The sequence below is a fragment of the Paenibacillus sp. FSL L8-0708 genome (assembly GCF_038009325.1).
Lineage (GTDB): Bacteria > Bacillota > Bacilli > Paenibacillales > Paenibacillaceae > Paenibacillus_AQ > Paenibacillus_AQ odorifer.
Genome location: NZ_JBBPBC010000001.1, coordinates 3405300 through 3419048, shown reverse-complemented (window position 1 = coordinate 3419048; position 13749 = coordinate 3405300). Strand labels below are relative to the sequence as shown.

19 protein-coding genes are annotated in these 13749 nt (G+C 42.7%); 1 reads left to right on the top strand and 18 read right to left on the bottom strand.

The window, feature by feature from the left end; all coding sequences use genetic code 11:
* Positions 1 to 39 precede the first annotated feature (39 nt).
* The 5 genes from NYE58_RS16205 to NYE58_RS16185 form a co-directional block, all read right to left on the bottom strand.
* Complete coding sequence (locus NYE58_RS16205) at positions 40 to 306, bottom strand: hypothetical protein (protein WP_036684298.1); 267 nt, start codon at positions 304 to 306, stop codon at positions 40 to 42.
* A gap of 33 nt (positions 307 to 339) precedes the next feature.
* Positions 340 to 933 carry a sigma-70 family RNA polymerase sigma factor gene (locus tag NYE58_RS16200; protein WP_341002346.1) on the bottom strand — a complete coding sequence of 198 codons (594 nt, stop codon included), beginning with the start codon at positions 931 to 933 and terminating at the stop codon, positions 340 to 342.
* A 10-nt stretch (positions 934 to 943) separates the two neighbouring features.
* Entirely contained in the window at positions 944 to 1621 is a 678-nt protein-coding gene (locus NYE58_RS16195) for an HNH endonuclease (protein ID WP_341002345.1), read from the bottom strand.
* Positions 1622 to 1684: 63 nt separating this feature from the next.
* Positions 1685 to 1858 carry a hypothetical protein gene (locus NYE58_RS16190; protein WP_341002343.1) on the bottom strand — a complete coding sequence of 58 codons (174 nt, stop codon included), beginning with the start codon at positions 1856 to 1858 and terminating at the stop codon, positions 1685 to 1687.
* A gap of 128 nt (positions 1859 to 1986) precedes the next feature.
* Positions 1987 to 2145 carry a hypothetical protein gene (locus tag NYE58_RS16185; RefSeq protein WP_341002341.1) on the bottom strand — a complete coding sequence of 53 codons (159 nt, stop codon included), beginning with the start codon at positions 2143 to 2145 and terminating at the stop codon, positions 1987 to 1989.
* Positions 2146 to 2316: 171 nt separating this feature from the next.
* On the opposite strand from NYE58_RS16185, the gene NYE58_RS16180 reads away from it, so the two are divergent.
* Positions 2317 to 2538, top strand: a complete 222-nt coding sequence (locus NYE58_RS16180; protein WP_076189966.1) for a helix-turn-helix domain-containing protein — start codon at positions 2317 to 2319, stop codon at positions 2536 to 2538.
* A 20-nt stretch (positions 2539 to 2558) separates the two neighbouring features.
* Here the strand turns inward: NYE58_RS16180 and NYE58_RS16175 are convergent, their stop codons facing one another.
* From NYE58_RS16175 to NYE58_RS16115, 13 genes are all read right to left on the bottom strand, one after another.
* Positions 2559 to 2936, bottom strand: coding sequence for a hypothetical protein (locus NYE58_RS16175; protein WP_341002340.1), 378 nt, complete (start codon positions 2934 to 2936; stop codon positions 2559 to 2561).
* A 190-nt stretch (positions 2937 to 3126) separates the two neighbouring features.
* Positions 3127 to 3648 carry a DUF1064 domain-containing protein gene (locus NYE58_RS16170; protein ID WP_341002339.1) on the bottom strand — a complete coding sequence of 174 codons (522 nt, stop codon included), beginning with the start codon at positions 3646 to 3648 and terminating at the stop codon, positions 3127 to 3129.
* Positions 3645 to 4313, bottom strand: coding sequence for a dUTP diphosphatase (locus NYE58_RS16165; protein ID WP_341002338.1), 669 nt, complete (start codon positions 4311 to 4313; stop codon positions 3645 to 3647). Before NYE58_RS16165 ends, NYE58_RS16170 begins: the two co-directional genes overlap by 4 nt.
* A gap of 3 nt (positions 4314 to 4316) precedes the next feature.
* A complete protein-coding gene (gene dnaN, locus NYE58_RS16160) occupies positions 4317 to 5423 on the bottom strand; it encodes a DNA polymerase III subunit beta (RefSeq protein WP_341002336.1) in 1107 nt (368 codons plus the stop codon).
* Entirely contained in the window at positions 5420 to 6277 is an 858-nt protein-coding gene (locus tag NYE58_RS16155; RefSeq protein ID WP_341004272.1) for an ATP-binding protein, read from the bottom strand. The genes dnaN and NYE58_RS16155 overlap by 4 nt, the downstream gene beginning before the upstream one ends.
* A gap of 129 nt (positions 6278 to 6406) precedes the next feature.
* Positions 6407 to 7468: a replication protein gene (locus tag NYE58_RS16150; RefSeq protein ID WP_341002333.1), complete on the bottom strand. Its 1062-nt coding sequence runs from the start codon at positions 7466 to 7468 to the stop codon at positions 6407 to 6409.
* A 5-nt stretch (positions 7469 to 7473) separates the two neighbouring features.
* Positions 7474 to 7896, bottom strand: coding sequence for a hypothetical protein (locus NYE58_RS16145; protein WP_076202801.1), 423 nt, complete (start codon positions 7894 to 7896; stop codon positions 7474 to 7476).
* 16 nt (positions 7897 to 7912) lie between these two features.
* Positions 7913 to 8389, bottom strand: coding sequence for a single-stranded DNA-binding protein (gene ssb / locus NYE58_RS16140; RefSeq protein WP_341002332.1), 477 nt, complete (start codon positions 8387 to 8389; stop codon positions 7913 to 7915).
* A gap of 10 nt (positions 8390 to 8399) precedes the next feature.
* Positions 8400 to 10217 (bottom strand): ATP-dependent helicase, encoded by a 1818-nt coding sequence (locus NYE58_RS16135; protein ID WP_076275515.1) that lies wholly within the window; start codon positions 10215 to 10217, stop codon positions 8400 to 8402.
* Entirely contained in the window at positions 10210 to 12342 is a 2133-nt protein-coding gene (locus tag NYE58_RS16130) for an AAA family ATPase (protein ID WP_076275516.1), read from the bottom strand. Before NYE58_RS16130 ends, NYE58_RS16135 begins: the two co-directional genes overlap by 8 nt.
* Positions 12342 to 13202, bottom strand: a complete 861-nt coding sequence (locus NYE58_RS16125) for a hypothetical protein (RefSeq protein ID WP_341002330.1) — start codon at positions 13200 to 13202, stop codon at positions 12342 to 12344. Before NYE58_RS16125 ends, NYE58_RS16130 begins: the two co-directional genes overlap by 1 nt.
* Before the next feature lie 73 nt (positions 13203 to 13275).
* Positions 13276 to 13482: a hypothetical protein gene (locus NYE58_RS16120; RefSeq protein WP_341002328.1), complete on the bottom strand. Its 207-nt coding sequence runs from the start codon at positions 13480 to 13482 to the stop codon at positions 13276 to 13278.
* A complete protein-coding gene (locus tag NYE58_RS16115; protein ID WP_341002327.1) occupies positions 13445 to 13666 on the bottom strand; it encodes a hypothetical protein in 222 nt (73 codons plus the stop codon). Before NYE58_RS16115 ends, NYE58_RS16120 begins: the two co-directional genes overlap by 38 nt.
* Between the last annotated feature and the right edge of the window lie 83 nt (positions 13667 to 13749).

The window sequence follows — 13749 nt, the reverse complement described above, 5'->3', positions numbered from 1 at the left end:
TGCAGTTGCATCTTCTGCATATATTTTTTTTGCTATCTTTTAAACTCCCAACTCTCGCATTTCTGCATCCTCTGTAGCATCTAACGTGATTGATGGCATGCCATCCCATAACTCTCGAATCTCATTAGCCTTAGCAATTACTGCTGCTTTCTGCTTTGGTGTTAATACGATATCCATAGCCTCTTGATAATGGTTTTCTGCCTTGGTATAAGCTCGGGTATGCAGTACATTCATGTATCTCCAAAACTTATCGTTACTCAGGGATTTAATCCGTTGGAAGTGTCTGCGCTGTTCTGTTTCAGTCATTTAACTAATTACCTCACGTTGTTATAAGAATTATCACGATACATACATGAGATACTTTTTCCGAATCCTACACTTTATGTTTGTGACAGTATTTCTGCAAATTTTTAGTGCTGCGGCTGTTTCGCCATTGCTGTATCCTTCCATAGTCATATTAACTATAGCTCTTTCTGATTCTTTCAAGGTGTTGATAAATTCCTCAATTTCTATGAGACTTAGATCTTGATTTACAGGTATGATATTCGAAAATTCCAAATCCTCATTGTCTGAATGATTTATTTTACTATCCAGTGACATCACTAACTTTGGTGGGACTTTACTGTGAAATGGTGTTTTTATAGTGTTAACCTTGCTTTCCAGATACCTAACGATGAATCCTTGAATGTACGGATAAGCAAATGTTGAGAATTTATTGCTTGAGTTCTCATCAAACCTATCGTAAGCCAATAACAATGCATAATTTCCTTCGCTAATTAGGTCTTCAATATCCACTGCGCCGAACGTTCTAGATTCGTAATGATTCGCTATCTTCAAAACTAATTTTCGGTGTTCCTTTACACATTGTTCTTTAGTTCCTAGAGACGGGTGACTGTCTCTTATGCGAGATATATCCATGGATTTTCTACCCATCTTTATCCTCCTAATCTTCAAAGCGTTCACCATAGCTGTAAACTCTTGGTTCCTCCAAAGGTCTACCGAACACGTCAGCCATAAGCGTGGCGAATACTGCCATGTCCTTGACCTCAAGCGATTGCAGCAAATGAAGTTCCTTTGCCTTAAGACTCCGTCCAGCTGCTGAACTAAGTAGGTCAACGACTGGTTTTATTTGATTCTGTTTTTCTTCTCTTTGACGTTCTTTTTCCTGCTGAATAGCCACTTTTCGATTGTGTTCTTCCCAATCTTGTTCGTCAAACCAGAAGTAATCTCCGTATTTTTCACGGTATACAGAAATCCAGTATTGAAGAAGCTCGTCATTAGTTTGGATTTTGTCGTGGCAAGGCCAGCATACCCGCAAGGCGTTGGTCTTGACACCTCGACCCTTACGACCTCTAGGCCAGACATGATGTGTCGTGTTTGCTGGTGCAACCTTACAGCATGGGCATGCTTCGTCTTGCTCAGCAATTATTTCAGCTAGTACATCTTTATCAAAGTCACAGCGATCTTTTGAGCTTTGTCCTGGTTGGTGGTGAGCAAGGAGTCCTTTCTTCCATTCAGGTACTTCCTTCTTAGCTTTAGATTTTCGTTGACTCAAGCTGTTGTATGCCTTTTTCTCCTTTACTTGCTTTTCAGGTTTCCAGAATGTTTTGTGTTCACTCATTGCTCATTCTCACCTCCTATGTCTCGATTTTAGTTCTTGGTTAATGCGTTAACGCTACGGATATTATGTGATTTGCTCTAAATAACCAGCTTGTTCAAGTGTTCTATAATGACGCTCACGCTCAGATGCCGTGAAATGAAGTGGTAGAATGGTATGCGCTGCATAAAAAGCGATTGCTTCCTTAATCTCCTGTGGCGCATCGTCCAGTTCGGCAAGGTTAATTGTTTTTTTATTCATAAGATTCTCCTTTCTCTTCATCAGGAAATTTTTCCTGATGCATTGATGTTGTGTTACCAACCTCCGGCAGAGTCACCGGAACGCTACCAGCCTAATGGCCTGTTTATTGTCGCTGGCACGACTTCACTTCATGATTGTTTAATCACCGCATCAATAGCATCTAACGCCATGATTGGTTCAAATCTTCTTGTCCCAGGATTAAATCTAGGGTCGTTTATGCGGTATTGAGATCCTTTAATCTGGATTTCAATTCCGCGGTAGATCATAAATGTATTCCATTGTTCCATCATATCCTCCAAAGTTAAAGCCCTTCGGCTATAATTAGTTACTAAATTTCGTTATGTCGTATTTATATATTTATTATAATTCCGTTATTTCGTATCGTCAACATAATAATTACGAAATTGCGGAATTTTGTTTCTTATGATAGAATCTACTCATTGGAGGTGGAAGAACGCATGGTTTCAATAATTCTTAATGTTCAAACGCTCATTGATGATCGAGGTTGGACTCAAAAGCAACTGGCTGAGAAGACAGGTATTCGTAGAGCCGCTATAAGTGAAATATGCAATAACATGCGAACCTCAATTAACCGTGAACATCTTGAGAAAATAGCTGAGGTTCTTGAATTGAAGGACATAAAAGAATTGATAGAGTTGAAGGTGGAGCAAGAGGAATAAATCCTCTATGCTCCTTTGTTTTAATTGAACAGTGTTGTGTTTCTCTTCAGATCCTCTATGAACTTACCTTGCATTTCCGGGAACAATACCCAAGGATGAAAGTCTCCGTAAAGGTCACGTACAGCCAATGCTACTACTTTCGTGATCGCCTCAGCCCCAGTTTTAGCCCATACAAGTACTTTCTTTCCATCATTATCCCAAGAACAATGCTCAGGAAATTCGTCACAATATCTAACGAGTTCAAATCCTCCGCCAAATTGGTCTATGAAATGACCTCTTAATATCCAAGCATCATTCATATTTGTTGAAGGAGAGAAACCGTCCTTTAAGCCTTCCGTTATAACCAGATCATCCAGTTCCTTACCTGGATTCATCCTAATAATTTCTTCAGCTGTCATTTTTGTTGCCCACCTCTCAGTTTTATTTTCTCAATGACCTTATCCATAGATTTACTCGGCAACTATGAAAAGTGAGTTTTCCGAGAGAGTAGCCGTTAATTGATTCGGATCGTTCTCAGCAGACTTTAGCTTTTCTATTTTCCAAATGATCCGAGACAGTTCACTTTTATCATTTTCATCTAGGTATCTATCAATATCTTGGCTTTCGAGTACTACGTCCTTTTGGGTAGCCGATGCGCTCATATTTCATCTTCCCTTCTGCCTTCTTAATTAATTTGTTAGCAGCCCGTTTCTGGGCTGCTTTCTCTTTCTTTACTTGATCCAATGGAACAAACTCACCACGCTTTTTAGTCAGTATTTCAATGCGTATAGTTGGATATTTTGTTTGGAAGAGCTTCAACTTCGTACGGAATACTGCCGTTTCAGCACCTTTTATGTCCACTACCCGTTCTGATCCGTCTATATTGGTGATTAGGAAATCAGCGATATACGTGATCTTAGGATTCTCTTGAAGTATATATTTGGGCTGAAGAGTGAATTCCTTTATGAGTCCAATCTTCTTCAACTGCAGTAGATGCCGATAATACTCGCCTTCCATCATGCTGTCGAATCTGTTCCCGGTGATTTTGATATTGTATTTCTTCAGTTGTGCTTCCTCGAACATTGTTCCGTCTGAGGTAACTATGACCTTCTTGGCATTGTATTTGTTCAATATCCATTCACCTGACGCTCATGATTGACTTTGTTCTTGGCTGCGTAAGCATCGGATATCTGCTCGAATGTAAAATTGAATCCAACAAGACCGATAGCTAAAAATACATACCAAGCATTCCTGAAACATATCTCACGCTTTGTCCTTCCGAGTTTTTCCTCAATCTTCTCATCGCGGTCTCTTTCCATATGAAATTTCATGAGCCAGTACATCGATTCCAAGAATGCACCTGTTACTTCTCCATCTAAACCTTCGTCCCTTGTTTCTTCAATTGCATCTTCTGAAATATAAAGAGCGTCCAGCCAGCCGTATTGACCTGCGATACTCAGGAAGAAATGAACGCAATCAACGAATTCTTCCAGAAGGGGATTGGTAATCTTCCCTTTTTCATCACAACGACCACAGATAACGCGTTCTCCACTAAACCAAAATCCCTTTCCGCTGCATTTCGGACATTCAATCAGGGCATCGTATCCATGCTTTGGTTCGCTGCGATCACTCCAAAACTTAAATCCCCTGTACTCATTTGCACACTCTGCCAACTCGACTTGGAGAGCCAGTGTTCGCTTGTAAAGCAGATCCTGACCTTCAAGTCCTTTTTCTGCAACGATTTTTGCGTCTAGTTCTTTTTGCATGTTGTACATTTCTTCAAGAGTAAGAGTCATTATTTATACCTCCGTTGTTCGAAATGGAAGAACAATCCTATAATTTCGCTCGTCATCAGCGTCTTTGATCAAAATGGGATTCGTCATCCCCGAGTACCCTATGATAAGTTCCTTGGAATTAATGGAATCAGCAGCCTCAAGGAAGTACTCTCCGTTAAATGCAACTTTAAATCCTTCTCCTTGAAGTGAGATGATATCTACAAATTCATTTACTTTTCCTACGCCTTCAGCAGCAGCTTTGAGTTCAATTACCTCTCCTACGTGCATACGGGTAATTTTGGACTTTTGGTCTTTGATGATAATCTTCACACTCTGGAGGGCATCGATCAATAATTCCCGATTTACCCGAAGTGTCGATTGATAGTTTATTGGTACCATTCGGTCTACGTCTGGATATGTCCCCTCTAAGACCCGAGAACAAAATATGAAATTCTTTGTCGCGACTACAAGTTTCGATTGAACCAATTTAATGACTAACTTCTCCTCCGGTCCGATCAGATTCATAAGATCGGACATTGTCTTGGCTCCCACGATGATCTGCATTTCGATCAAGTTATCTGCCACTTGTACCGAAGATGACAATCTATGCCGGTCTGTACTGGTGACATTAATCATGTTGTCTTGAAACCTAACGCGAAGTCCAGTTAAAATCGGTGTCGCCTCGCTCTCTGATGCTGCATAGGCCGTCTCTTTGACTAAAACTTTTAACGCTCGTCCCTCTAGTTCTACAGAAGCACCTTCGGGATCTTCGATGAATTGAGGATATTCTTCTGGATCTAAGCCAGGAAGGTCATATTTCTTTCTTCCACTCTTAATTTCAGTCTCGAATCCGACTGTCTCAATGTCGATAACACCCTTCATAACTTTCACAATCTCAGCGATCCGTTTACCTGGAATAGTTGCTGAACCTGGCTTGATCAACTGATAATCGTCAGGTTCAATCTTTGATTGTAGGAATTGAGTTCCGTTTCCACCGGTGATATACAATCCATCATGTTTCGCTTCGAAAAGCAGTTCAGCCAATATCGGAATAACATTTTTTGATGGTAGGAACTTAGCCGCTTGTTCTAACGGCTTGATAAGAATGTGTTTATCAATTGATATTTTCATAGCTTTCCTCCTGTGTTACGAGAATTATCCCTACGTCGATTCCGCCCACCTACATGTAGTACTTCAGCAAATGGCTCTATCCTTTCTAAGATTCTCTCAGCCTTCTTTTCATGCTGGCGCTGATCCATAGTTTTGGCGGCATCTTTGACGTTTATCAAGTGTTGCCGCAATTCCTTGATCGTTAGGTTCGACGTGTAAATTGTGACTAATCGCTCCATTCGGCGTTGTAGAATGGGTCCCAGTATTTCATCCCGCGTCCATGTAGTCAGGTACTCAGCTCCGATATCATCTAAGATGAGCACTGTAACGTTCTGTAAGGCCTCTAGTTTAGACAAAACCGTTTCTGTCTTAGATCCAATAGCATCCTTCGCCTCAGACATAAAGTCTGGGACATAGACCATTGCAACGTCTACTCCTTGAGAAGCTAACTCCTGAGCAATCGCACCGGAGATCAAGCTTTTGCCTACACCCATTTGACCGTATAAATAAAGCCCTTTTTTGCTCTTTCCAACTTCGAAGTTCTCACATAGGTCCATAGCCTTTATGATTGCAGCAGATCTATGGGGGTCAAGATCAATGCTCTCAAAAGTCGCATTCACAATGTGATCAGGAATAAAATGACTTTTAATCTTTCCCATTACCCTTTGCTGTTTCTCGTGAGAAAGGAGCAAAGGGCATTTTTGGAGCCTATAAATCAATCCCTTATCGTCATCCGGATTTTCCTCTACAACGCTACAGTGACCTTTGTGGTCGTTCTGACAACCAACTAATTCTTTGCAGCCTCTACAGTTATCAAAACTAACAAGGTGTCGTGATAACGAACCGTAATTTGTCGGATGCGTCAAATTGTCCACTCGATCAGGAAAAGTTTCCTTGATTCTTTTCGTTTCAGGGTGTTCTTCTAGCCGTGTTATTACTGCTGCTTTTCGCTCGGCAAATCCCTTTGGGATCAGTTTTTTCAGTTCATCACCTAAGTTTCCCAATCACACCACAGCCTCACGCTTGGCTTTCAACCGCTCAAGCTTTTTTTGATATTCTTCTTGATCATAATCCGGTTCATCCTTAGTTTCAGAATCTATGACAGTACTAATCTTCTGTTCGTCTATTTTTCCGTCTTGCTCGGATAATAAATTATAAATGCGTCCTTCGCAGTACTTGATGCTTTTGATCTCGTCTCGTTTATGTTTAGGTTTAAATTTGTCAAAAGATTGATTGATGCCGTCAATGGCAACGGAGATCGGAACTCCGTCTGCAATGAGTTGATCTAAAAACAACTCGTCATTAACCGTAAGATCAAGTCCCTTTGCTCTGCGTTTGAGATAAAGGTCTGTGACTTGTTTACGATAATCAAATTCATCAGCTTTCCGGTTGGAGTCGGCATCCCCGGCAGGAACGGCATCCTGGCTATCTGTATTGATTTTGTTTGAAAGTCCTTTGTCCATTTCAGTGTCCTCCTCTAAACAACAACTACTATTGTTTTTAATAATGTTTTTAATAATGTTTTTAGAGACGCGTTTCGCCTTACAGCCGCAAGGGTTTGAGGCACCTTCAACTTCTCGTTTTGAGAAGCCCGAGCTTCTTGTTTTGAGAAGTAACAACTTCTTGTTTTGAGAAGCCATGATGATAATTCCATGTACCTTCGATTTCTCGGGTTTCTTGTTTTGAGAAGTTCCGCCACTTTTAAAGTTGATGTTTTTACTAACTAAATCCTTGAATATTTCTTCATTCCATCCCTTTACCGGACTAATCTGCCACTGCTCATAATCTTTGTTCACCGCAAAAATATTGTTATTTTTATTCCAAACTATCACTCGACAATTGGATAGATGATCAAGTTCCTTTCGAATATTTTGGTATCCAACGCCACATAACTCGAAGTATTTGAGCAAAGGTATCGATGCTGTTTTCTTCTGACACCCATACGACAACCGCCATATGAAGAGAATGATGTCTTTCTGACGCTTGGAAAAATCACGACGTATGATTTCATTCCATATCTCGTTGGCAAGCTTTACAAAGCCATTCTCTGGTTGTGGATTCGCCAATCACCTCACCTCTGATAACTATTGCTGTACATCGTCCCATCAGCAAAATTAACTTTCATTTTCAGCTTGAGGGTGTGAATGTTCTCCTGAAGACTTTTAAACTCGTTACGCCATTTCATTGAGCGACCATAGGATTCTGCTTCAAGCACTCTAATTTCTCTTGTAGCCAACTCTGCACGCTCCTTCTTAGGTGCTTTAGCAGAAATATATGCTTCCGCATAGTCCATGTCACGCTGGACGTGAATGCGTTTATACAGCCTGTCGCATTCACTCGAAATTTCTCCAGACAGTTCATGACACCGTGTTAGCAGCTCAATCTTTTCTTGTAATGATGCTGGATTGTTCTCAGGCAATGTGTTAGCCTGTCTCTTCATTAAATCTACTTGTTCTATATAAGCCTCAAGTTCAAACTCGTTTTCTTCCTCCATGCTTACAACTCCGTTCTCAGAATGGAAGATCGTCATCACTTATGTCTATGGGTTTGCCATCTCCAGAGAACGGATCACCATAACCTCCGTTTTGTTCGCTAGAGCTTCTATTTTGACTGCTACTACCAGTTCCATTGCTACTTGATGAATGACTACCACCCTGGTCATTGCTTCTGTTGGACTCCAGGAATCGCACATTATCCGCAATGACCTCAGTGATGTAAATACGCTTCCCTTCGTTATTCTCGTAGTTGCGGACCTGAATACGTCCCTCTACCGCTGTCAGCCGGCCTTTGCGCAAATAGTTCGCGCATGTCTCAGCCAACTGCCGCCAGGTAACTACTGGAATGAAGTCCGTTTCCTTCTCTCCGTTCTGACCGGTAAAGTTGCGGTCTACGGCAAGCGTGAACTGCGTCACGGCAACCCCAGCGGGAGTATAACGAAGTTCAGGATCACGGGTCAGTCTACCAATCAAAATAATTCTATTGAGCATTTATAGCACCTCATCCATTTAGAAATTTCATCTCATCAATAAATCTGCTTGGTTCAGATGGAATGACATTGCCCCAACTGCTATGTGATTTAGTAGTAGTAATAATAAGTTCATTCTCTGCCCGGGTTACCGCTACATAGGCCAATCTACGTTCTTCTTCAATATCTCTGGTGTTTTGGCTTGGAAACAGCCCTTCGTTCATGCCCACAAGGAAAACTGTCGGAAACTCAAGCCCCTTGCTACCGTGAATGGTCATAAGTTTCACCGCGTCTCGGTCTTCCATTAGTTTTTCTTGAATATCTCTGATTTTGACCCATTTGAGGAACGCAGTAGGACTATGGTCTTCAGCAGCCTTCAACTGCCGCTCAACCCAATACATGATGTAGGTCTGAGCTTGATCCAGATCCTCAAGACGATTATTAAGATACCGCTCTATATAGCGTTCTCTCAGTTTTAATCTACGTGACAATACATCTAATGCATCATAAGCAGATACGCACTCTCTGACTGATTCAGCAACGCCCTGTAGGATGGCAGCATATTGGACAACCCTTTCTTCGTTCGAATCTACTAATGCCTCCCACAATGGAATTGACTTATCTATGGCTATCTGCTCTGCAATCTGAAGTTGCATATCAGTCAGTGACCGTTCTGGAAACTTAATGACTCTTTTAAAATTCGTTTCGTCCTGCGGGTTAAATATCCATGCAAGGTAGTTCAATAGCGACTTTACGTCAGGCTTTTTAAGAGGGTCATCCGAAGCGCTCAATACAGTACATGGAATGTTCTCCCGCCGCAACGCTTGATAAAAGTTATCAATTTGCGCATTCGTCCGTGCCAATATCGCAAAATCTGAATACTCGGCGCTCTGCACTCTCTCTTTGATCTGGCTGATTACATAATCCATTTCAGTATCATCGTCAACCAAAGAGACTACATCAACGCTGGTACCTTCCTTGTAAGCTACTAGCCCTCCACCAATTCCAACTCCACTATGAGAGATTAAGTTATTGGCAGCTTCGACTATCGAAACTGTTGAACGGTAATTGCGGTTAAGCTCAATTACTTCTGTATTTGGATAAGTACCTGTAAATTCAAGAATGTTTCTAACCCGCGCTCCGCGCCATCCATAGATAGATTGTCTCCAATCACCTATGCAAAACAGGTGGTCTGGATTCAGAAGCCGGATGAACTCCATTTGTTGCTGGTCCGTGTCCTGAAATTCATCGACAAACAAATATTTCCACTGCTTGCGGTAGTAATCCGCGACATCAGGATGATTACTGAACAGAGTGTTTACCTTTGAAATCAGCGCATCCAGATCGACGGCATTGTATCGGCGCAATTGATAGTCATATTCGTCCCAAACCGCCTGTTCCTCAAGACCATTGATTCTCAAATCTACTGCCTTGAGGACTTTACTCACGCTGGTTCTGTAACCCATTGTTTTGATAATTACCTTCATGACCTCTTCCCGATCCTCTTGGGAGTAAATCGTGAATTGTCTATCAAGATTCAAACGGTGCCCCCATTCTTGGAGGATACGAACTGCAAGTGCATGGAACGTGCAACATGTGATTCGTTTGGATTCATGTTCTCCAATCAATGGAACCAGTCGATCTTTCATTTCTTTTGCCGCAGCTCTGGTGAAGGTTATGGCCACAATGCTTGATGCACCCACTCGATGATTTAGATTAAGATGTGCGATCCGATGAGTCAGGGTACGGGTTTTACCCGTCCCTGCTCCAGCTCTCATTAGGATTTCGTCCGACTCAGATAAAACAGCTGATGCCTGTTCCTCATTCAGCCCAGCAGTGAAATTAACCACGAGCAGCCGCCCCCTCTGGGGTCAGATCCCAAATCGTCCAGCCCTCGACCTCAGAGATTTCTACGACGCCGGCAATCAAGATGTTGTCCAACTTGTGAGACAGTGCATTCAGTCCTTTCAAGACGCCGTTCAGGTTCTTCTTATCCAGGTTGTTGATATCGTCCAAGGCCAACACTTTAAGAGGCGGATTCGCTCTTTCAAGCAGCGTGACTAGGAATGCAGACAGGAACATCAGCTTTTCTCCGGTTGATAGAACATCAAAGTTCGTCTTACGCTCATTCTTAATCCAACCAAACTGAAAGACTTCCTTACCTGTCTCAGATTCTGTACTGAAGAACATTGGATGTTGGATGCCCATCAGCTGCAGATTTTCATTAATAGAATCTTCGATAGGACCAAGTACACCTTTCACTAACTCCCCTTGAATCCCTTTAGCCCCCAGCGCCTCCGCTAAGCTCTTGCAAGCCGTGAAGTAATACTGTGCCTTGCTTGCTGAGATCATGGCTGTCTGGGCGTTAGAGAGCGTTATTTTAGCTTTCTCCTTTTCCTCAATCACGCGCTCAAGCTCTTCAATCTGCTGCGCCAGGGCCGACAACTGCGGCTCCAGTATTTCGAGTGGAGCAAAGGTTGGCTGCTTATCGTTCAGGAGGCGCTCTTGCTCCTGCTGCAAGTTGATGATTTTGTTCTGTATATCCTGGTGACGGCGAATTTCATCTTGTTCGTCCTTACGGATTATTTCAATCCGTGAACGGATGCGGTCATTAGCAGTGTTTTCATCGTTCGCAGATTTATAAAGTGCCTGCTTCGATTGTTCCAGAGAACTTTCTTCAGCACGTAACTCCTTAATTTCGTTTCGTAAGTCTATTTGTTGTTGTTCCAGAGAATTTAGTTGTTCTTTCAAGGACGGGCCTTTCTGCCCAACAAATGAAGTGAATTTTGAAAAATCCTTATCACATCCAATTTGATGGTGGATTACGCAGACACCAGCGCCCTTTTCCTCAATATTTTTCAGAACCTCGTTCATGGTATTGAGTTCAAGGCTAAGTTTGTCGGACTTCTGTCTAGCATCCACGCCCTCTGCGGTCTTGGATTCTCTCAAAACAACCAGCGCGTCGATCTGATCTTGGATAGTTTGTGCTTCACCACTAACATCTGTTTGCTTAATTGACTGCTGGAGCACCGCAATTTCCGCCGCATAGTCACGATCAGACTTAACATCTAGAATTGATGTCAGCTGTTCAATCTCGCCTTTTAGGGCCTCTAAACGTCCGCGCTTCTGCTCCCATTGCCGTTTAATTTCATGACCCGCTTTAATCTGCCCATGAACATCGGTATGCTGCTGTCGGAAGTCTTTCATTTCTTCTTTCTTGGTTGTAATATCTCGGTCAGTCTCTTCAAGCTTATTCTTCATATCAGCCAGCTCGCGCACCGCGCCGGTAGCATCATTCTGTTTTTTGTTCCAGTGCTTCTGTTGAGATTCTATCCAAGATGTCATTGCCTGAAGACCGGAAGAAAGATCGTAGTTAGCAGGCCATTCATCCAAACAATCATTAATCAATTCTTGTGATGCTTCGTACAGATCAGGATTTGTCTCCTTGAGCCCTTGGGTCAGCAGCTTTTGCACTAAATGAGCCGAAATCTTTTCCTTATCCCATTCCTCGCTCGATATGGGAGACAAGCTATAAATAAATTCACGCCGTTTGGCATCAGACATATCTAGGAACTGCTGGAAGTCAAAGACCATCGGAAAGTTTCCTGTCTCAGCTGAGATCCGCGCATTCATTTGGGTGGTGTTCTTCTCACCTTTGCTAGGTGACACGGTGATTGATTCGCTGTACTTGACCTCTTTGGCACCAGTACCCTTCAACTTCTCGGTTCGAACTATTGAACGATCGAACGAGAATGTATCCAACTGTAGCCCCGCCGTCATTTCATCCCCAGAACTCAGCTTGAAGGTCTCGGGATTGGTCTTCTTTCCAGGAATGTACCCCAACATCGCCAGTTGTACCGCCTGGAGTCGTGTTGACTTGCCGGATCCATTAGGCCCGACAAAGACATCCTTACCAGTCAACTCCTGATCGAAGGTATTGCCTTTTATATTTCTTGTTCGGATGGTTTTAATCATTAGAAACGTGGACCCCCTTTGGTTGAAAGAAAGTTATCCTCTGTTTCGATAGCTCCTTCCGAAGCATTGATCGTTTCTTCTATTACATCAGCACCAGCAACTGAACCGGTCTGCTGAAACTCAGTTGCGATCTCATGAAGTTTCGATTCGTCAAAGGTGTCTTTGTATCCGATCACCAGAACGTCTGCCACTCCGTTATAAGCCTTTAACTTTGTTGGCGGCATACTTGGTTGCTGCTTAATAGAAGCCTTCCACGCAAGCGTCTGGACGATCTTGTCACCGTGTTCCTTGTTGTTTATAAGGTTTTGAATGACTCGAATAACATCAATGTTGTCATGTCGCCCATACACGCCAAGCTTCCCTTGGAATGCCATGAAGATGCCGGATCTGAGTTCTTCTTCAGTTAACGTCCCTTCCATGCAAAGCTTGCCGGCATCCCGGTTCTCTTCGATCTTCTGCATAAGTTCCTTGACAAAACGAACACGGATATCAAAGAGGACAGTGGCGGAACTAACAATTGGCTTACCAGAAGGAGACATGCCTACTGTGATTTTTTGTGACCAGAACTTATCTGCCGTACCGGTCTCTGGATCAAATTCAATATATGGATTACTCACCTCGCGCCCATCGGCAAGGTGGATTGTATCAGGTGTAATTGTGGAGATCCCTGCAACCAAATTACATGCACGGTACCCCTCGGCACTAATGCCCCATTCACCATCATCGAATTGAATCAGGTGTCCATCGGCATTTGTCAGGCGAACAACGCCTACAGTGTTTTCCGCACTGGTAAAGAGGTTTCCAGCGCGGGAATTCACAGATTTCCATTGCTCGGGATAGTTAATTGATATTTCTTGCATTTGCAAATCCTCCAATTCATGTTAATATGGAGGCGAAAACATGTTTACGATGACGATGTTTTCGCCTAACGGTTTAACCCCCCAAATGGCTCTGCTCCCCAGCAGGGTCATTTTTCTGTTCCGCCAACGTTAAGGCGGTATCCAGATCATCCAAAACTGATTGGAATTCATGTCCGAAAAACCAGCCAGCCCGTTCCAGCGCTGCCCCGATTGAGACATTCGTTGTCTCTTCCTGCATTTTCTTAAGCTTGCGAATGGCGTGCTTGAGATGATGTTCCACATGCGCAGCCCCCTTTGCAAGTAGATACTGGATAAGCATCATTTAACAAATCACGGATCGCTAGTATATTCTTCAATCCAGTTACCTTTAGAGAAGGATCTTCTCCATCTAATTTGTAGACTAATAGAGCGTGAAGCTCATTTTCTACGAATACGACATCTTCAGATTCTAACTTGATAGTCATTGCTGGTATGCCATTAATCATAATCTTTCACCACCGAAGGAAAATTCCTCAAAATGATTTCGTACTGAAGTTTGTTATTTTTC